This window comes from Geodermatophilus sp. SYSU D00742 (assembly GCF_054049935.1).
This window is the reverse complement of sequence record NZ_JBJGYJ010000019.1, coordinates 17,026-35,587: the sequence shown is the minus strand read 5'-3', so window position 1 is coordinate 35,587 and position 18,562 is coordinate 17,026. Positions and strand designations below refer to the sequence as shown.

Here is an 18,562-nt window from a genome sequence, read left to right as displayed (position 1 = left end):
ACGGGTCGCCGTGCCGGCGGCCCGCCTCACGCCTCCTCGCGCCGGCGGGGACGACGGCGCAGGAAGTCGTCGGCGATCTGGTCGAAGGTCGCCCAGGTCACGCCCTCGTGGCCGTTGACGTGCTCGATGAGCCGTTCCAGGGCCAGGAGCACCTGGGGCCGACCGGCCACGTCGGGGTGGATCGTCATGGTGAACACCGCGTAGTCCTGCTCGCGGTACACCCAGTCGAACTGGTCCCGCCACGACTGCTCGATGTCGCGGGGACTGACGAACCCGTGGCTGTTCGGGCTGCTCTTGACGAACATCATCGGCGGCAGGTCGTCGAGGTACCAGTTCGCCGGGATCTCGACCAGGCTCGTCTCCCGGCCGCGCACCAGGGGGGTCATCCAGGTCTCGGCCGGCCGGGAGTAGTCGATCCGCGTCCAGCTGTCCCCGACCCGCACGTAGTACGGCTCGAAGTCCCGGTGCATGAGCGAGTGGTCGTAGGTGATGCCGCGCTCGAGCAACAGCTCGTTGGTCACGGTGCTGAACTCCCACCAGGGGGCGACGTAGCCGGTGGGGCGGCGGCCACTGCGCTGCTCGACGAGCTCGATGCACCGGTCGAGCACCGCCTCCTCCTGCTCCCGGCTCATCGCGATCGGGTTCTCGTGGCTGTACCCGTGCAGGCCGATCTCGTGCCCGGCCGCGACGCAGGCGTCGAACTGCTCCGGGAAGGTCTCCACCGAGTGGCCGGGCCAGAAGAAGGTCTGGGTCAGTCCGTACCGCCGGAACAGCTCCTGGACGCGGGGCACCCCCACCTCACCGGCGAACAGGCCGCGGGAGATGTCGTCGGGGGAGTCCTCCCCGCCGTAGGACCCGAGCCAGCCGGCGACGGCGTCGATGTCGACGCCGAAGGCCACGAAGATCTCCTTGCTCATCCCTGTCAGCTCCTCCCCGGGCGGCCGCACGCCGCCCGGTCGTGGGTGGGTCAGCGGGGGAGGCGGTCGGCCAGGACCCGGCGCGGGTCCCGGGGGTCGTGGGCGAGCGCGGCGGCCAGGAGCAGCCGGCCCTGCCAGGGGCTGATGTCGCCGGCGAACAGCGCACCGGCCCGGGCCAGGCCGGCGCCGCCGCCGGCGTAGAGCGGGGCGACGGGTCCCGACGGCACCCGCGAGCAGACGAGCACCGGGATGCCCCGGGCGACGAGGCGGCCGGCCTCCTCCGCGACCAGGGGTGGGACGTTGCCCGCCCCGAGGGCCTCCAGCACCACGCCGGCCGCGCCGGCGTCCACCGCGGCGCGCAGCAGGACGGCGTCGGAACCGAGGTGGCAGGCGAGGACGTCGACCCGCGGCAGCTCCCGGTCCAGGTCGAGCGGCAGGGGTCCCGGCCGGACCGGGCGGGCCAGGGGGACGACGTCCTCCCCGACCAGCTGGAGCAGCGGTCCCCGGCCCGGCGCGGCGAAGGCGGCGCTGCGGAGGGTCTCGACCTTGCGCACGCCGCGGGCGGGCAGGACCAGGCCGTCGAAGCACAGCAGCACACCCAGTCCCCGGGCGTGCGGCGAGGCCGCGACGCGGAGGGCGGCGGCCAGGTTCGCCGGGCCGTCGGGCGCGGGGGAGTCGAAGGGCCGCTGCGCGCCGGTGAACACCACCGGCCGCGGGTCGTCGTGCACCAGGTCGGCGAGGTAGGCCGACTCCTCCATCGTGTCGGTGCCGTGGGTGACCACGACGCCGTCGACGTCGTCGGTGAGGCAGCGGCGCACCTCGGCGACCAGCCGCCGGAGGTCCGCCGTCGACAGCGCGAAGCTGGCGACGGTGCCCAGGTCGCCGACCGTGACCTCGGTCGCGGGCGGGGACCCGGCCGCGGCGAGCAGCTCGACCGCCGGGGTGCCGGCCGCGAGCCCGTCCGGGGTGCGCCGGCTGGCGATCGTGCCCCCGGTCGCGAGCAGATGGACCCGCACGCCGCCTCCTACCCGTCGGCGCCCGCGCCGTCGCGGGACGGGCGCGTGGTGCCGCCGCCGCCACGGTGGCACGCCGCGGCGGCCGTCGCACGCCGGGGCCGACACCCCGTCCGGACCGCTCCCGGGCGCTCCTTCCGGCGAGGGGCGGCGAGGGCCACACTCCCGGGTGCAGGACACGGGGACCCAGGCCGACGACCCGCCGGGAGACCACGATGCTCGACCACCCCACCCCCGGACCCAGCCGGTTCGTGCAGGGCCCGTTCGCGCCGGTGACCGAGGAGGTCACGGCGTTCGACCTGCCGGTCACCGGCCGGCTCCCCGCCGAGCTCGACGGCCGGTACCTGCGCAACGGGCCCAACCCGCTGGGCCTCGACGAGCCGGTCCAGCACTGGTTCCTCGGCCCGGGCATGGTGCACGGCGTGCGGCTGCGCGAGGGGCGGGCGGAGTGGTACCGCAACCGGTGGGTCCGCTCCCGGCGGGTCGCCGAGGCGCTCGGCGAGCCGTGGCCGGGCGGGCCCGTCCACGCCGGCACCGACTTCGCGGCCAACACCCACGTCCTGGCCCACGCCGGCCGCACCCTGGCCACCGTCGAGGCCGGCGCGCTGCCGTACGAGCTCACCGAGGAGCTCGACACCGTCGGCCCGTGCGACTTCGGCGGCACGCTGCCGGGCGGCTACGCCGCGCACACCAAGCTCGACCGGCGGACCGGGGAGCTCCACGCGGTCGCCTACTTCTGGGCGTGGGACCACCTGCAGCACGTCGTGGTCGGCCCCGACGGGCGGGTCAGCGGCACCACCGACGTCCGGGTCCCGGACGGGCCGATGGTGCACGACTTCGCCCTCACCGACCGGTACGTCGTCCTGCTGGACCTGCCGGTCACCTTCAGCATGGACGCGGCGGTGGCCGGCTCGCAGCTGCCCTACGCCTGGAACCCGGCGCACCAGCCCCGCCTCGGCCTCCTGCCCCGGGCGGGGGCGACCCGCACGGTCCGCTGGTTCGAGGTGGACCCGTGCTGGGTCTTCCACACGCTCAACGCCTACGACGACGGTGACCGGGTGGTCCTGGACCTGTGCCGGTACGACGGCCCGTACGACCTCGCGGACCTGACCGGGAAGGGGCGGTTGACGCTGGACCGGTGGACCGTCGACCCCGGCAGCGGCACGGTGGACCGGCGCGGCCTGGACGACCGCCCGCAGGAGTTCCCCCGGGTCGACGAGCGGGTCGTCTCCCGGCCGCACCGCTACGGCTACAGCGCGGCGACCGCGCGGGCCGACGGCGGGACGGCAGGGATGGACGGGACGTTCGTGGACGAGGCGTTCGCCGACGCCCTGCTCAAGCACGACCTCGCCGCCGGGACGGTGGAGACGCACCGCTTCCCGGGCAGCACCGTCGGGGAGGCGGTGTTCGCCCCGTCGGCCCCCGACGCCGGCGAGGACGACGGTTACGTCATGGCCTTCGTGCACGACACCGACCGGGGCGCGAGCGACCTGGTGGTGCTCGCCGCCCAGGACTTCGCGGGGCCGCCCGTCGCGCGGGTCCACCTGCCGGCGCGGGTCCCGCTGGGCTTCCACGGCAGCTGGATCGCCGACGGGTGACCTCCGTCGGGCCGTTCCCGGCCGGTGGGCGTGGCGGGCGGTCGTCGGTGGGTGGGCCCGCGCCGGGCAGCTCCGGCTCGGCGCCCGCCGCGGGAACGGGTCCCCCGGCGGGCCGCCGTCACGGGGACTCCGCCCGCAGGGGGCCGGACCGGAGCGGGGGCGTCGCCGGGGTGCCCTGGTCCTCGACCACCACCACCTCCACGACGTACTCCCCCGGGTTGGCGAAGACGTCGCGGAACCGGTCGTCCCGCACCACCTCGCACCCCGAGCCCGAACCCTCGATCCACTGGTCGCCGATCCCCAGGTCCACGACCTCCTCACCCGCGCGGTCGAGGACGTGGCTCTCGATGCCGTCCCCGTCCTGGGGGAGGTCGTTGACCCAGACGAAGCAGATCACGGGCAGGGCGTTGCGGTCCTCCAGCTCCAGCCACGCCTCCCCGCCGTTCTGCCAGTCGGCGCGCAGGTGGACGCCGTCGTCCGGCAGGGCGGCCAGGGTGGCGGTCACGCCGGTGGCCAGGCCGATCGCCGCGACGGCGCCGACGACCGCGCTCCGCCTGCTCCAGGTCCTCATGGTGTCGTCTCCGCTCGCTCGGTCAGGTGACGATGACGTGGGCGGTGGCGGTGCCGGCGAGTGCTCCGGTGAGCCAGTGCCGGAACTCGTAGGTCACGGTGTGCGTGCCCGCGGCGGTCGGGGTCAGGATCATGTCGTAGCGCTCGGCGGTGACCGTCTCGAGCCGGTTCCCGGGCAGGGGTGTGGGCGCCGGGAGGAGCTCGCCGTCGGACATGTGCACGACCGGGGCCAGCGCCGCCGGGAAGCGGACGACGTTGACGAAGTAGGCGCCGGTGAGGTGGCGGAGCAGCACCCGCTGACCGACGCGTGCCCGCACCGTCGTCTTCGGGCTGTTCCGTGACCGCCGCGCGTCGACGCCGTTGATCGTGAAGTAGCGGGGACGGAACCGGTTGAGCCGGGTCCGGTCGGCGATCGCGTCCTTCTCGCCCGAGGCGTGGTTGTAGTCCCGCCAGCGCGGATCGATGTCGTAGGTGGCCCACAGGGCCTCGACGTCGTACTGCGGCCCGCCGACGTACAGCGTGCCCGGGCCGGACGGCGGGTCGATGACCAGGTAGCCGAACATGCCCATCTGCACGTGGAGCGGGGCGTTGCGGTGGCAGTGGTAGAAGAACGTGCCCGCCCGCGAGGCCCGCCACTGGTACGCGTAGCCGCTCTTGACGGTGAACGACGTGTCCGGGACGCCGTCGTTGTAGGTGGACGGCTCGATGCCGTGGTGGTGGATCGTGTGCCGGTTGATCGCCGGGTCGATCACGGTGTGGACCACCTGGCCCTGCCGGACGCGGATCGGCGTCGACGGGAAGGGCTTGTCGTCGTCCGGGTCCTTGAACGCCCAGTACTCGACGTCCTCGCCGTCGGAGAACTCCAGCTTGTCGTTGAACACCTTGCGCTCGAAGGTCACGTCCGGCCGGACCCGGCCGGGCGTCTCGGGAGCCGCCTCGGGGTAGTTGTGCCCGAAGTGCGTGGACTGGGTGAGGTCCGCCGGGCGGTTCTGGTCGATCGGGACGAGGCCACCGGCCATCGCGATCCACTCCTCTCAGTCGAAGACGGCCTCGGAGACCATGCCGCCCGCGTAGTGGCCGCCGCTGGCGGTCTCGGCCATCTCGATGTGGTCGTGCACCACGTACTTCTGCGCGCGGTCGACCACGGGGTAGGAGTCCGGCGGGGTGTTGAAGGGGAACAGCACGTCCACGGCCGTGCCGGGCGGGACCCGCACGGTGTCCTTGTTCGTGCCGACGATCCACGGGGTGTCGGGGTGGCTGAGCACCCAGATGTGGTTGCCGTGGAAGTGCACCGACCGGGGCGCCCGCCCGGTGTTGATCATGCGCACGAGAGTGGCGTCGCCCGGGGTGGTCAGGGTCCCCGCCCGGCCCTCGAGGAACGTGGCGGGGTCCTCGACGGCCAACATCCCGCTGATGCCGTTGATGAGGAAGTACTCCGGCTCGGGGTCGTCGGGCAGCGCGACGCGGCCGCCGGCGAGGTCGCGGGCGGTGGCCGGGTTGAGCTCGGCGAACAGCCAGGTGCGCTCCTGGACGATCCGCGTCGGGATGGCGGCCTGCTGGGTGCCGAACAGCGGCTGGCGACGGGCCCGGGCCAGCGCCCCGGGGAAGTTGGCCTCGATGGAATCGGCTGCCCCCCGCGCCCGGACGACGAGGGCCCCGGTGGCTCCCAGGGCGCGCCCCGTGTCGGCGCTGCCGTCGATCGTCCCGATGTAGACGAACGTGCCCGGACGGGCGGGTGCGGTGAACGTGACGGTGCGGGTCGCGCCCGGAGCGACCGGGGTGCCGTCGACGCCGGGGACCCCCGGGACGGCGAGCCCGATCCGGCGGGTCGTGCCGTTGGTGATGGTCAGGTTCACGGTGTCCCCGGTCTCGACCTCCAGCCGGCCGCCGGGGATCTCGACCTGCTCTCCGGTGCTGCCGAAGCCGAGGACGGGCACGACCAGGCCGTCGATCATGACCCGCTCACCGTCGAGCGCGAAGAGCCGGGCGTCGACCACGTCGGCCGCGGCCCGCTCGGCGGTGCTCAGGAGTCCGGCCGAGGCGAGCGCGAGCGCGGCCGCGGCGCCGGCGCCGGCCCGGAGCACGGTGCGGCGGGAGACCGGGGTACCGGCGACGTCCATGGACCACCCTCCGGAGTGGGGGCGCCACCGCGGAGGGCGGGGCGCGGTCGCACCAGCATCGGGCGGGTTCCGGGCCGTCACCAATCCGAAACAGGGGGGTTCGCATTCCCCCGTTCGGGGGACACGCACCGGGACCGGCCGGGGGAACGGCGACGGCCCGCCTCCGGGGAGGCGGGCCGTCGATCCGTCGGCGCGGTGGCGTCCCGGAGCCGCCGGCCCCGGGGCGCCACCGCGGTCACCGCTCGCCGGCGCCGACCAGCTCGTCGTCACGGTGCCGGGCCGCCGTCGCCGTCTCCAGTGCGGCGCCCTCCACGTCGAGGGTGGGCAGCCAGCGCAGCCCCTGGGGGAGCCACCAGGCCCGCTCGCCGAGCAGGGCCAGCGCCGCGGGGACGAGCACCATCCGGACGACGAACGCGTCGAACAGGATGCCGGCGGCCAGGGCGAAGGCGATCGACTTGATCGTCGCGTCCCCGGCCGGCACGAAGCCGGCGAACACCGAGAACATGATCAGCGCGGCCGCGACGACGACCGGGGCGGCCTGGCGGAAGCCGGTGCGGACGGCCTCCAGCGGCGCGGCGCCGTGGCTGTGCGCCTCGTGCATCCGCGACACCAGGAAGATCTGGTAGTCCATCGCCAGCCCGAACAGGATGCCGATGACCAGGATCGGCGTCAGGCTGATCAGCGGCCCGGTGCTGTCGAGGTTGACCACGTCGGCCAGCCAGCCCCACTGGAACACCGCGACGGTCGCGCCGAGCGCGGCCCCCACGGTGAGCACGAACCCGAGGACGCCGACCAGCGGCACCAGCAGCGAGCGGAAGACCAGCACGAGCAGCACCAGGGCCAGGCCCACGACCAGCGCCAGGTAGACCGGCAGCGCGGCGTCCAGGCTCGAGGCGACGTCCACGCTGACCGCCGTCGCGCCGGTGACCGACGCGTCGGCGCCGTCGACGTCGGCCAGCTGGTCGCGCAGGTCGGCCACGAGCTGCTCGGTCGCCGGGTCGGTCGGCCCGGACCGGGGGACGACGCTGACCAGCGCGGCGGTGCCGTCGGCGTTGGGCACCGGCGGGGTCACGAGCGCGACGTCGTCCAGGTCCGGGATCCGGCCGGCGGCCGCCGTCGCGGCCTGCACCGCGCCGTCGCCCTCGAACAGCACGGTCAGCGGGCCGGTGAACCCGTCGCCGAAGCCGTCGGCGAGCAGTTGCTCGGCGCGGGCCTGGGTGCTGCCCTCCGGCGGGGTCTGCACCAGCGTGGTCTGCATCGAGAAGAACGGGACGGCGATCGTGCCCAGCGCGACGACGGTCCCCAGCAGGGCCACGACGCGGTGGCGGGTGACCGTGGTGACCCAGCCGGACAGGAACCCGCGACCGGCCGCGTGGTGGGTGTGCGCCCGGCCCCGCTGCCGCTTGGGCAGCGCGCGCAGACCCAGGAAGCCCAGCGCCGCCGGGACGAGGGTGAGGGCGACGAGGACGGCGACCACGATGGTCGCGGCTGCGGCGAGGCCCATCTGGGTCAGGAACGGGATGCCGGCGACGAACAACCCGGTCAGCGCGATGACGACGGTGAGGCCCGCGGTGACCACGGCCGAGCCGGCGGTGCCCACGGCGGTGGCGACGGCGGTGCCGACGTCGGCGCCCTGGCGCAGCTCCTGGCGGAACCGGCTGACGATGAACAGTGCGTAGTCGATGCCGACGGCCAGCCCCAGCATCGCGGCGAGGATCGGCGTGGTCGACGAGAGGTCGGTGAAACCGGTGGCGACGGTGACGCCGAGGACGCCGATGCCGACGCCCACGACCGCGGTCAGCAGGTTCATGCCGGCGACGACCAGCGAGCCGTAGGTGACGGCGAGGACGACCAGGGCGATGACCACGCCGAGCACCTCGGCCGCGCCGCCGATGTGCGGCGGCGCCTGGACGGCCTGCCCGGTGACCTCGACGGTGAGCGCGCCGGACCCGGCGTCCTCCACCGCGGCGGTCAGCGCGTCCTGCTGCTCGGGGGTGACCTCACCCACCGGTGCCTCGTAGGTGACGGTGCTGTACCCGGTGGTGAGCCCGGGGTCGACCGACGGGGCGGCCGGGTCCAGCGGGTCGGTGGCCGACGCGACGCCCGGCAGCTCGCCGAGCTCGGCGACCAGCGTGCCGAGGGCCGCGGCGTTCTCCGGTGCGGTCAGCGTCGAACCGTCCGGTGCGGACACCACGACCTGGGCGGTGGCCCCGCCCGCGGCGCCGAACTCGGCGCTGATCCGCTCCAGCGCGGTGGTCGACTCCTGGCCGGGGATGGAGAAGCTGTCCGACGTCTCCCCGGCCAGGGTCACCGCCCCGGCGCCGCCGCCGACGAGCAGCACGAGCCAGACGAGGACGACGGCCACGCGGTGCCGGTGCGAGAACGCACCGAGCCTGGACAACAGAAGAGCCATGGGTGATCAGGCCTCCACCTGGTCGGGATCGGGAAGAGCGGCGCCGGGTCGGCGGTGGCCGAGCGCGTCGAAGCAGGTGGCGACGATGTGCTGCCGCCACGCGGTGGTCTGGTTCTCGTGGTGGGCCGCCAGCGTGAGGACGGCCAGGGCGGCCAGCGCGCCGACCACGCGGACCGTCCGCTCCGTCGCGGGCGCGCCCGGGTCGACGCCGAAGGCCTGCAGCGCCGCGGCGCCCGCGGCGTCCACCTCGGCCGGGCCGGCGTCGGGCGGGCCCTGCAGGACGGGGGCGAGCAGCAGGGCGACCAGCCCCGGGTGGTCCAGGGCGACGTCGACCAGGACCTCCACCGCGCGTCGGTCGCGCTCGACCCCCACGGCCAGGTCCCGCACCTGGTCGAGCACGCGCTGCCCCTGGGCGGCGGCCTGGGCGAGCACCGCCTCGTGCAGCGCGTCCTTGCTGGGGAAGTGGTGCAGCAGCCCGGCCTTGGACAGGCCGACGGCGTCGGCGACGTCCTGCACCGAGGTCTTGGCGAAGCCGCGGCGGGCGAACAGGGTGGCGGCCCGGTCGAGGATGCCCTCGTCGACCTGCTGCCTGAACGGTCGGGCCATGGTGGACACGGTAGGCCCGCACCGACCGATCCGGTCGGTGGTCCGACCGGATCGGTCGGTGTCCTCGCCCACACCGGAACGACCGTCCCGGCGCCGGCCCACCGGCCGGCCGGACGTCCCGGCCGCGGAAGCGGTCGTCGAGCGACGTTCCCGGAGTAGCCTCCGGCCTGCTCTGCCGGGACGACGGCGGGAGACGGCCGTGGACGGAACGTCGCAGGGAATGGCGTCGCGGGAGACCGGACCGCGGGGGAGCGGCCGGTGGGCGGAGCGCGCCCCGGTCGTCGTCGGCCTGCGGGACCTGCGCGCGGGCGACGTGGACCTCGCGGGCGGCAAGGCCGCGAACCTGGGCGAGCTGCTCGGCGCGGGCCTGCCGGTGCCGGACGGCTTCTGCGTGACCACCGAGGCCTACCGCGACGTGGCCGCCGCGGCGGACCTCACCGGCATCCTCGGCGAGCTGGCCGCCACCGCGGCCGACGACCAGGCCAGGTCCGCCGACCTCGCCCGGCGGGCGCGGGAGCGGATCCTCGCCACCCCCGTGCCCGCGCACGTGGCCGACGCGGTGACCGCCGCCTACCGGGCCCTGGGGGAGGGGGCGGCGGTGGCGGTCCGCTCCTCGGCCACCGCCGAGGACCTGCCCTTCGCCAGCTTCGCGGGTCAGCAGGACACCTTCCTGGGCGTCGTCGGGGCCGACGCCGTCCTGGACGCCGTCCACCGGTGCTGGGCGTCGCTGTGGACCGACCGGGCGGTCGTCTACCGGGTCCGCCAGCGGATCGACCCCGCCCGGACCCGGCTCGCCGTCGTCGTGCAGCGGATGGTGGACGCCGCGGTCGCCGGCGTCATGTTCACCGTCGACCCGGTGACCGGACGGCGCACGGAGACCGTCGTCGACGCCGCCCCGGGTCTGGGCGAGGCCGTGGTCAGCGGGGCGGTGAACCCCGACCACTTCGTGCTCGACAGCCGGACCGGCGCGGTGCTGGAGCGGCGGTCGGGGGACAAGCGCGTCGTCGTCCGGGCCCGCGCGGGCGGCGGGACGGAGGTGGTCCCCCGGCCGCCGTCCGACGCCGCCTGCCTGTCCGACGACCAGCTGCGGGCGCTGGTCGAGCTCGGGAACCGCGTCCAGGAGCACTACGGCGCACCGCAGGACACCGAGTGGGCCGTCGACGGGGACGGCACGCTGTGGCTCACGCAGGCGCGGCCGGTCACCACGCTCTTCCCGCTGCCGGACCGCCGCCCGGCCGACGACGGGCTGCGCGTCTACTTCTGCTTCAGCCTGGCGCAGGGGCTGACCCGGCCGCTGACGCCGCTGGGGCGCTCGGCGATCCGGGTGGTCGGGGCCTCCGCCGCCCGCCTCTACGGCCTCCCGGCGTCCGATCCGGTGGCCGGGCCGTCCGGGATCCGGGACGCGGCGGGGCGGATGTTCCTCGACATCACGCCGATCGTGCGCAGCACGGCCGGGCGCGTGGTCTTCCCGCGGGTCCTCGACGTGATGGAGGCGCGGTCGGCCGCCGTGCTGCGGACGCTGTTCGACGATCCACGGCTGTCCGTGGTGCACCCGTCCTGGCTCCCGGTCGTGCGGCGGATCGCCGTGGTGGCGGCGCGGTACGGGATGCCGCTGCAGGTGGTGCAGGCGGTGGTCCGGCCGGCGGCGGCACGGCGGCGTCTGGACCGCCTCGGCGGGCGGTTGCGGCAGCGTCCGGTGCCGCCGGCGTCGGCTGCGCCGGCGCAACGGCTGGCGTCGGTCGTCGGGCTGCTCGGCGAGGGCGTCGTCGGGGTCGTGCCGCGGGTGATGCCCCCGGCCGCCGTCGGGTTCGCGACGCTGTGGCTGGCCGGTCGGCTGCTCGGCGCCGACGCCCGCCCCGGCGACCTCGCGACGGTCCTGCGCGGCCTCCCGCACAACGTGACGACGGAGATGGACCTCCAGCTGTGGCGCCTGGCGACCAGGGTGCGCGCCGACGCCGACGCCGCCGCGGCGGTGCGCGGCAGGTCACCGGCGGAGCTGGCCGGCCGCCACCGGGCCGGGACGCTGCCCCCGGTGCTGCAGGACGGGCTGCGGGCCTTCCTCGACCGCTACGGCCACCGCGCCGTCGCCGAGATCGACCTCGGGGTGCCCCGCTGGGCGGAGGACCCGGCCCACGTGCTCGGCGTGCTGGGCAACTACCTGCGGCTCGACGACCCCGAGCGGGCTCCCGACGTGGTGTTCGAGCGCGGCGCCGCCGAGGCCGAGGCCATGGTGTCGGCGCTCACCGAGCGGGCCCGGCGGCGTGGCCGGCTGCGGGGGTGGGCCGTGGGCCTGGCCCTGGACCGGACCCGCCAGCTCGCCGGGCTCCGGGAGCTGCCCAAGTCCCTCATCGTGCTGACCCTCGCCCGCGCCCGGCACGAGCTGCTGGGGATCGGCGCGCACCTGGCCGCGGCGGGCCGGCTCGCGGACGCCGCGGACGTGGCGTTCCTGGACCTGGGCGAGGTCGGTGCGGCCCTCGACGGCCGGGACCTGCGCGACGTCGTCGCCGCCCGGCGCGCCGACCACGACCGGGAGGTGCTCCGTCGGCACGTGCCCCGCGTGCTGCTCAGCGACGGCACGGAGCCGGAGGCGGTGGCCGGTGTCCCGCCCGCGGCGGACGGCGCCGTCGAGGGCACGCCGGCCTCCGCCGGCACCGTCACCGGGCCCGCCCGCGTCGTGCTCGACCCCGTGGGCGCGCACCTGGCGCCGGGCGAGGTCCTCGTCGCGCCGTCCACCGACCCCGGCTGGACCCCGCTGTTCCTCACCGCCGGCGCGCTGGTCATGGAGATGGGCGGGGCGAACTCCCACGGGGCGGTGGTCGCCCGCGAGTACGGCATCCCCGCCGTCGTCGGCCTGCCGGACGCGACGAGCCGGTTCACGACCGGCCAGCAGCTCACCGTCGACGGGACCCGGGGTCTGGTGACGGCGGCCGAGGGGCAGGCACCCGCCTGAGCGACCCGGCCCCCTCCGGGGCACGGGTCAGACGAGGACGCGGCGGCCGTGCACGGGGTCGGCGGCCTCGGCGGCCAGCAGGATCCGGCGGGCCGGGCGGTAGCGGCCCTCGCGGAGGGTGCGGGCCTTGTCCGGGTCGGTCCGCGCCAGCTCGGCGGTGGCGGCGAGGTTGTGCTTGTTGTCGGCCAGCTCGACCAGCCGGCCCAGCGGGTGGGCCGCGGCCCGGCGGATCAGGCCGGAGATGTAGGGCTCGCCGGGACGCCGGGTGACCGCGTCGATCGCCTCGACGACGACCTCGGGCACGCCCAGGCCGCGCAGCCGGTCGAGGTCGTAGCGGCGGGCCGGGTCCGGGTGGTCGCGGGTGTCCGCGACGATGTCGCGGAGGGCGCCGGCCATCTCCGCGTGCATGCCGTACGGACGCAGCGCCTCGGCGATCGGCAGCAGGTGGGCGAGGTAGTGGTCGCGGCCCCGCTCGTCCACCTGGCCCTCGTGCGCGGAGAGCGCGAGCAGATGGGCGTCGGGCGCGGTGAACCCCACGGAGCCGAGGCTAGACGACGTCCCGGGCCGGTGACGGGCACCGGAGGGCCGGGTCGCGCGTGGGTGTGCGGACGACCGCGCGAGGACATCATCGACATGTCGCCGGCGGGCACCGCCGGCGCGTCCCGGCACCGTCGTGGTGCGGGACCGGCGAAGGAGGCCCGGCGATGGCGCGCAGCGACTTCCACGTCGCACTGGCGAACGCACTGGACCTGGCCATGCCACCGGAGGTGCCGCAGGAGTACGACCTCGACGCCGTGGTCGACCAGTGCATCGCCCTGCTGGAGCGGGCAGGGTGGCGGTTCACCCGCACGCCGCCGGGGCGCGCCCCGCGCCCGTCGCGACCCGGCTGACCGGAGGACGCGGGGCCGACCCCCGGTGGCACGGACGCCGCGGGGAGGTCACCGCCGGGGGCGCCGCCCGATCCTCGACCCGAGCCACGTCAGCGGGTCGTACCGGCGGTCGACCACCCGTTCCTTGAGCGGGATGATGCCGTTGTCGGTGAGGTGGATGCCCTCCGGGCACACCTCGGTGCAGCACTTGGTGATGTTGCAGTAGCCGAGGCCGAACTCCTGCTGGGCGGCGTCCCGGCGGTCCTGCTCGTCCAGCGGGTGCATGTCCAGCTCGGCCAGGCGGATGAGGAACCGTGGCCCGGCGAAGACCCGCTTGTTCTCCTCGTGGTCGCGGATGACGTGGCAGGTGTCCTGGCAGAGCCAGCACTCGATGCACTTGCGGAACTCCTGGGGCCGCTCGACGTCGACCTGCTGCATCCGGTGGTTGCCGTCCTCGTCCCGGGCGCGGGGGGTGAACGCCGGGATCTGCGCGGCCTTCTCGTAGTTGTAGGAGACGTCGGTGACCAGGTCGCGGATCACGGGGAAGGTCCGCAGCGGGGTGATCGTCACCGTCTCGTCCTCGCCGAAGGTGCTCATCCGCGTCATGCACATCAGCCGCGGCCGCCCGTTGATCTCGGCGCTGCAGGACCCGCACTTGCCCGCCTTGCAGTTCCACCGGACGGCGAGGTCCCCGGCCTGGGTGGACTGCAGCCGGTGGACGACGTCGAGCACCACCTCGCCCTCGTTGACCGCGACGGTGAAGGTCTGCAGGTCCCCGCCGTCGGCGTCCCCGCGCCAGACCCGGAACGTGGCGTCGTAGCTCATGCTTCCTCCTCGCTGGCGCTCGTCGTCGCGCTGCCGCTCTGCCCGTCAGGAACTCGCGAGCTCGTTCACGACTCGAAGATCTCGGCGAGCTCCTGCGGCATCCGGGGCAGCGGTTGCCGGGTCAGCGCCACGGAACCGTCGGCGGCGCGCCAGCAGACGAGGTTGGTCCGGGCCCACTCCGCGTCGGTGGCCGGGTAGTCGTCGCGGGTGTGCCCGCCCCGGCTCTCCTGCCGCTCGAGGGCGGCCCGGGCGATGCACTCGCTGACGACCAGCATGTGCGGCAGGTCCAGGGCCAGGTGCCAGCCCGGGTTGTACTGCCGGTGCCCCTCGACCGACAGGTTCGCCACCCGCTCCTTGAGCGCGGCGATCCGGTCCAGGGCCTGCTCCATCTCCGGCGCGGTGCGGATGATGCCGACCAGGTCGTGCATCGTCTGCTGCAGGTCGTGCTGCACGGTGTAGGGGTTCTCGCCGCCCTCCCGCTCGAACGGCGCCAGCGCCGCGCGCGCGGCGTCGGCCAGCGCCTCGTCGGCGAGCGGCGCCCGGTCCGTCCGTGCCCGCGCGTGCTCCGCGGCGGCCAGGCCGGCCCGCCGTCCGAACACCAGCAGGTCCGACAGCGAGTTGCCCCCGAGCCGGTTGGACCCGTGCATGCCGCCGGCGACCTCACCCGCCGCGTACAGGCCCGGGACCCGGGCCGCCTCGGTGTCGGGGTCGACCTCCACGCCGCCCATCACGTAGTGGCAGGTCGGCCCGACCTCCATGGGCTCGGCGGTGATGTCGACCTCGGCGAGCTCCTTGAACTGGTGGTACATCGAGGGCAGCCGCTTGCGGATGTACTCCGCCGACCGGCGTGAGGCGATGTCGAGGTAGACCCCGCCGTGCGGGGTGCCGCGGCCCGCCTTCACCTCGCTGTTGATGGCGCGGGCGACCTCGTCGCGGGGCAGCAGCTCGGGCGGGCGCCGGTTGTTCTTCTTGTCCTCGTACCAGCGGTCGGCCTCGTCCTCGGTCTCCGCCGTCTCCTTGCGGAAGAAGTCGGGGATGTAGTCGAACATGAAGCGGTTGCCCGCCGAGTTCTTCAGGACGCCGCCGTCGCCGCGCACGCTCTCGGTCACCAGGATCCCGCGCACCGACGGCGGCCACACCATCCCGGTCGGGTGGAACTGGACGAACTCCATGTTCACGAGCGTGGCGCCGGCCTGCAGCGCGAGGGAGTGGCCGTCCCCGGTGTACTCCCAGGAGTTCGAGGTGACCTTGTAGGACTTGCCGATGCCGCCGGTGGCGAGCACCACCGACGGCGCCTGCCAGGCGACGAAGCGCCCGGACTCCCGCCAGTACCCGAAGGCGCCGGTGACGCCGTCGGCCCCGGTCAGCAGCCGGGTGACCGTGCACTCCATGTAGACGTCGATGCCGAGGGCCACGGTGCGCTGCTGCAGCGTGCGGATCAGCTCCAGCCCGGTGCGGTCGCCGACGTGGGCCAGCCGGGCGAAGCGGTGACCGCCGAAGTCGCGCTGGCTGATCAGGCCGTCGGGGGTGCGGTCGAACAGCGCGCCCCAGTCCTCCAGCTCGCGGACGCGGTCGGGCGCCTCCTGGGCGTGCAGCTGGGCCATCCGCCAGTGGTTGAGCATCTTCCCGCCGCGCATCGTGTCGCGGAAGTGCACCCGCCAGTTGTCCTCGGGGTAGAGGTTGGCCATCGCCGCGGCGATGCCGCCCTCGGCCATCACCGTGTGCGCCTTGCCGAGGAGGGACTTGCAGACCACGGCGGTGCGCGCGCCCGCCTCGTGGGCCGCGATCGCGGCCCGCAGGCCCGCACCCCCCGCCCCGACGACGACGACGTCGTACTCGTGTCGCTCCAGATCCATCAGAAGAACCTCGGGTCGGTCAGCGTGCCGGTGGCGAGCAGGAAGACGTAGAAGTCGGCGAGGGCGACGCCGAACAGCGAGACCCACGCGTACCTCATGTGGTTGGCGTTCAGCCGCGACACCACGGTCCAGAACCGGTAGCGCAGCGGGTGCCGGGAGAAGGAGTTGAGCCGGCCGCCCACGATGTGCCGGCAGGAGTGGCACGACAGCGAGTACAGCCACAGCAGGGCGGCGTTGGCCAGCAGCACCAGCGTGCCCAGGCCCATGTGGCCCCAGGCGCCGGTCTCGTCGCGGAAGGCCAGGACGGCGTCGTAGGTGAGGACGACGTTGAAGACAAGCCCGAGGTAGAAGAAGTACCGGTGGAGGTTCTGGCCGAGCAGGGGCAGCCGGGCCTCACCGGTGTAGCGCTTGTGCGGCTCGGCGACCGCGCACGCCGGTGGCGACAGCCAGAACGACCGGTAGTACGCCTTCCGGTAGTAGTAGCAGGTCAGGCGGAAGCCGAGCGGCACCACGAGGATGTAGATCGCCGGGGAGATCCAGGCCGGCCCGGTGAACCACTCGGGGAACGTGTCGCCCTCGCACGCCGTCGTGATGCACGGCGAGTAGAACGGCGAGATGTAGGGCTCGGAGAAGTAGTACGCGTTCTGGAAGGCGCGGAACGTCGAGTAGACGATGAACGCCACCAGCGCCACGACCGTCAGCAGCGGCTGGAGCCACCAGCGGTCGGTGCGCAGCGTCCGCGCCGGGATGGTCGCGCGGCGGGGCGCGGGCGCGCCGTTGCCGTGGCCGGGGCTGACCGCCCCGGTGCCGCGGGGTGCGGTGGTCGTCACGACGCCGTGCGGCCGGACCCGCCCCTGCCGTCGTCGTCCCCGTCGCCGTAGACCGTCGCGAAGGGGTCGTACACCGCGCGGGACCGTGCACCGCACAGCAGGGTGAGGTCGTCGCGGAGCCGGCCGACGTCGACCCGCAGCCGCCGGGAGTCCACGGTGTCCCCGAAGTGCCGGGTCAACGGTGCGCACGCCTGCTCCAGGGCGTCGACCGCCCTGCGAGCCGCCGCCACGTCCTGCTCCAAAGACATCCCTGCCCCCAGATCCCTGCTGACGCCGCCGGGCCGACGGAGGGACGCAGTGCACCACGGACCCGGGGCCGAGGAAAGGGGCTCGGTCCCCGCTTCTCCGACTCCGGCGGGTCGCCGGCACGGCGCCCGGCCCGTCGCCGGCACGGGGGCGCACCGGGTTCCTCGCCGGCGCCGGCCGGAGGACGCTGGGCCCCGTCCCGGTACGGGGCGCCGGCCGACGGGTGGCGGCGCCGGGATCCCGGACTCGTCCCGGTCGGGGCTCGCCGGAGCCGCCGGCCGACCGCCAGGAGGACCCCATGCGCCGTACCGTCGCCACCTCGTTCGTCGTCCCGTGCGTGCTCCCGGTGCTGCTCGGGGGGTGCGCCGCCGCGGACCGGGCGGCGGCCGTCCCGGCCGGTGGTGGGGCGGCGAGCGGGGCCGAGGCGTCCGGCGGGGGCGGCGACGAGCTCACCGCCCGCCTGGTCGACCCCGAGGGCACGGAGGTCGGGACGGCGACCTTCACCGACGCCGACGGCGGCCTCAGGGTGTCGGTCCAGGTCGAGGGACTCCCGCCGGGCTTCCACGGGTTCCACGTCCACGCGATCGGCCGGTGCGAGCCGGACAGCCCCAGCCCCACCGACCCCACCACGAGAGGGGACTTCCTCTCGGCCGGAGGCCATCTCGGCGCCGGGACGGCCGACCACGGTGAGCACGCCGGCGACCTCCCGGTGCTGTACGTCGACCGGTCGGGCGCGGGTTCCCTCACGACCGTCACCGACACGCTGACCGGCGACGACCTCACCGACGACGACGGCAGCGCGGTCATGGTCCACGCTGGGCGGGACAACTACGCCAACGTCCCCGAGCGGTACGCCCCCGGCGGCCCCGACGAGATGACGCGCGCCACCGGGGACGCCGGCGGCCGCATCGCCTGCGGACCGGTGGAGGGCTGACCGCCGGTGCGGCCCGGCGCCGCGGTCGCGGGCCCGCGGCGCGGCGGCGGAGGATCGTCGGGTGGGCCACTACGTCGCGCTGGGCGACTCGATCTCGATCGACGACTACTCCGGCGGTCCGGGCACCGGCGGGGCGAGCCTGCTCTTCGCCAACCGGGACGACGACTTCCCGGAGTGGCGGGGCCGCGACCTCGTGTCCGCCGACGGTGACGCGACCTTCCACCTGCTGGCCACGGACGGCGCCACCACGCGGACGCTCCTGGACGTCCAGCTGCCCCGGCTGGCCGGTCTCCGGGTCCGCCCCACCCTGGTCACCGTGACCATCGGGGGCAACGACCTGCTGGGGGCGTACGGGGACACGCGCGCGGCGCGCGGCGTGGTCGCCCGGGTGCAGGCCGCGGTGTCCCGGGCGTTGACCACGATCACCGGCGCCCTGGACCCGGCCGGCCGGGTCGTCGTCGGCACCGTCTACGACCCCAGCGACGGCACGGGCGACGCCGTCCGGCTGGGGCTGCCGCCCTGGCCGGACGCCGTCGAGCTGGTCCACGAGCTCAACGACACCCTGCGCGGGGTCGCGGCCCGGCACGGCGCCGCGGTGGCCGACATCGCCGGTTCCTTCCACGGTCACGGGCTGCTCGCCGGGAACCCGGCGCGGCGCGAGCCCCGACCGGCCGAGCGGAGCCTGTGGTTCTGCAACCTGATCGAGCCCAACGCGTGGGGGGCCGGAGGGGTGCGGGAGGCGTTCTGGGCGGCGATCCAGCCCGGGGCGTCCGGGACCACGTGAGCCCGCCCGCCGGCGGCGCGCGCCCGGCCCT

Annotated in this window: 17 protein-coding genes; 5 read left to right on the top strand and 12 right to left on the bottom strand. The window is 75.2% G+C overall.

Going from position 1 to position 18,562, the window contains the following annotated elements:
* Positions 1 to 26 precede the first annotated feature (26 nt).
* Together ACI78V_RS14280 and ACI78V_RS14275 are read right to left on the bottom strand one after the other, a co-directional pair.
* Positions 27 to 917: a polysaccharide deacetylase family protein gene (locus tag ACI78V_RS14280; RefSeq protein ID WP_456851798.1), complete on the bottom strand. Its 891-nt coding sequence runs from the start codon at positions 915 to 917 to the stop codon at positions 27 to 29.
* A gap of 50 nt (positions 918 to 967) precedes the next feature.
* Complete coding sequence (locus ACI78V_RS14275) at positions 968 to 1,933, bottom strand: asparaginase (RefSeq protein ID WP_456851796.1); 966 nt, start codon at positions 1,931 to 1,933, stop codon at positions 968 to 970.
* A 212-nt stretch (positions 1,934 to 2,145) separates the two neighbouring features.
* On the opposite strand from ACI78V_RS14275, the gene ACI78V_RS14270 reads away from it, so the two are divergent.
* On the top strand, positions 2,146 to 3,528 hold the full coding sequence (locus ACI78V_RS14270; protein WP_456851794.1) for a carotenoid oxygenase family protein: 1,383 nt from the start codon (positions 2,146 to 2,148) through the stop codon (positions 3,526 to 3,528).
* 118 nt (positions 3,529 to 3,646) lie between these two features.
* Here ACI78V_RS14270 and ACI78V_RS14265 read toward each other — a convergent pair whose 3' ends face one another.
* The 5 genes from ACI78V_RS14265 to ACI78V_RS14245 form a co-directional block, all read right to left on the bottom strand.
* The gene (locus ACI78V_RS14265; protein WP_456851793.1) at positions 3,647 to 4,099 is read right to left on the bottom strand and encodes a hypothetical protein; all 453 of its coding nucleotides are present in this window, start codon (positions 4,097 to 4,099) and stop codon (positions 3,647 to 3,649) included.
* A gap of 22 nt (positions 4,100 to 4,121) precedes the next feature.
* Complete coding sequence (locus ACI78V_RS14260; protein WP_456851791.1) at positions 4,122 to 5,117, bottom strand: multicopper oxidase domain-containing protein; 996 nt, start codon at positions 5,115 to 5,117, stop codon at positions 4,122 to 4,124.
* Positions 5,118 to 5,132: 15 nt separating this feature from the next.
* Complete coding sequence (locus tag ACI78V_RS14255) at positions 5,133 to 6,218, bottom strand: multicopper oxidase domain-containing protein (protein ID WP_456851789.1); 1,086 nt, start codon at positions 6,216 to 6,218, stop codon at positions 5,133 to 5,135.
* Between the two features lie 235 nt (positions 6,219 to 6,453).
* Entirely contained in the window at positions 6,454 to 8,631 is a 2,178-nt protein-coding gene (locus tag ACI78V_RS14250) for an MMPL family transporter (protein WP_456851788.1), read from the bottom strand.
* 6 nt (positions 8,632 to 8,637) lie between these two features.
* Entirely contained in the window at positions 8,638 to 9,237 is a 600-nt protein-coding gene (locus ACI78V_RS14245) for a TetR/AcrR family transcriptional regulator (protein WP_456851786.1), read from the bottom strand.
* Between the two features lie 199 nt (positions 9,238 to 9,436).
* Here ACI78V_RS14245 and ACI78V_RS14240 point away from each other — a divergent pair, with 199 nt between their 5' ends.
* Positions 9,437 to 12,187 (top strand): PEP/pyruvate-binding domain-containing protein, encoded by a 2,751-nt coding sequence (locus tag ACI78V_RS14240; RefSeq protein ID WP_456851784.1) that lies wholly within the window; start codon positions 9,437 to 9,439, stop codon positions 12,185 to 12,187.
* A 27-nt stretch (positions 12,188 to 12,214) separates the two neighbouring features.
* On the opposite strand, the gene ACI78V_RS14235 is transcribed toward ACI78V_RS14240, so the two are convergent.
* Complete coding sequence (locus ACI78V_RS14235) at positions 12,215 to 12,724, bottom strand: phosphohydrolase (protein ID WP_456851783.1); 510 nt, start codon at positions 12,722 to 12,724, stop codon at positions 12,215 to 12,217.
* Between the two features lie 167 nt (positions 12,725 to 12,891).
* Here ACI78V_RS14235 and ACI78V_RS14230 point away from each other — a divergent pair, with 167 nt between their 5' ends.
* The gene (locus ACI78V_RS14230) at positions 12,892 to 13,077 is read left to right on the top strand and encodes a hypothetical protein (RefSeq protein ID WP_456851781.1); all 186 of its coding nucleotides are present in this window, start codon (positions 12,892 to 12,894) and stop codon (positions 13,075 to 13,077) included.
* 48 nt (positions 13,078 to 13,125) lie between these two features.
* On the opposite strand, the gene ACI78V_RS14225 is transcribed toward ACI78V_RS14230, so the two are convergent.
* The 4 genes from ACI78V_RS14225 to ACI78V_RS14210 form a co-directional block, all read right to left on the bottom strand.
* On the bottom strand, positions 13,126 to 13,881 hold the full coding sequence (locus tag ACI78V_RS14225) for a succinate dehydrogenase/fumarate reductase iron-sulfur subunit (protein ID WP_456851780.1): 756 nt from the start codon (positions 13,879 to 13,881) through the stop codon (positions 13,126 to 13,128).
* A gap of 65 nt (positions 13,882 to 13,946) precedes the next feature.
* Positions 13,947 to 15,737: a fumarate reductase/succinate dehydrogenase flavoprotein subunit gene (locus ACI78V_RS14220; RefSeq protein WP_456851778.1), complete on the bottom strand. Its 1,791-nt coding sequence runs from the start codon at positions 15,735 to 15,737 to the stop codon at positions 13,947 to 13,949.
* Positions 15,737 to 16,567 (bottom strand): hypothetical protein, encoded by an 831-nt coding sequence (locus tag ACI78V_RS14215; protein WP_456851776.1) that lies wholly within the window; start codon positions 16,565 to 16,567, stop codon positions 15,737 to 15,739. The genes ACI78V_RS14220 and ACI78V_RS14215 overlap by 1 nt, the downstream gene beginning before the upstream one ends.
* A complete protein-coding gene (locus tag ACI78V_RS14210) occupies positions 16,564 to 16,815 on the bottom strand; it encodes a hypothetical protein (protein ID WP_456851774.1) in 252 nt (83 codons plus the stop codon). The genes ACI78V_RS14215 and ACI78V_RS14210 overlap by 4 nt, the downstream gene beginning before the upstream one ends.
* A gap of 296 nt (positions 16,816 to 17,111) precedes the next feature.
* Here ACI78V_RS14210 and ACI78V_RS14205 point away from each other — a divergent pair, with 296 nt between their 5' ends.
* A complete protein-coding gene (locus ACI78V_RS14205) occupies positions 17,112 to 17,747 on the top strand; it encodes a superoxide dismutase family protein (protein WP_456851772.1) in 636 nt (211 codons plus the stop codon).
* A 61-nt stretch (positions 17,748 to 17,808) separates the two neighbouring features.
* The gene (locus tag ACI78V_RS14200) at positions 17,809 to 18,531 is read left to right on the top strand and encodes an SGNH/GDSL hydrolase family protein (protein WP_456851770.1); all 723 of its coding nucleotides are present in this window, start codon (positions 17,809 to 17,811) and stop codon (positions 18,529 to 18,531) included.
* The last annotated feature ends 31 nt before the right edge of the window (positions 18,532 to 18,562 follow it).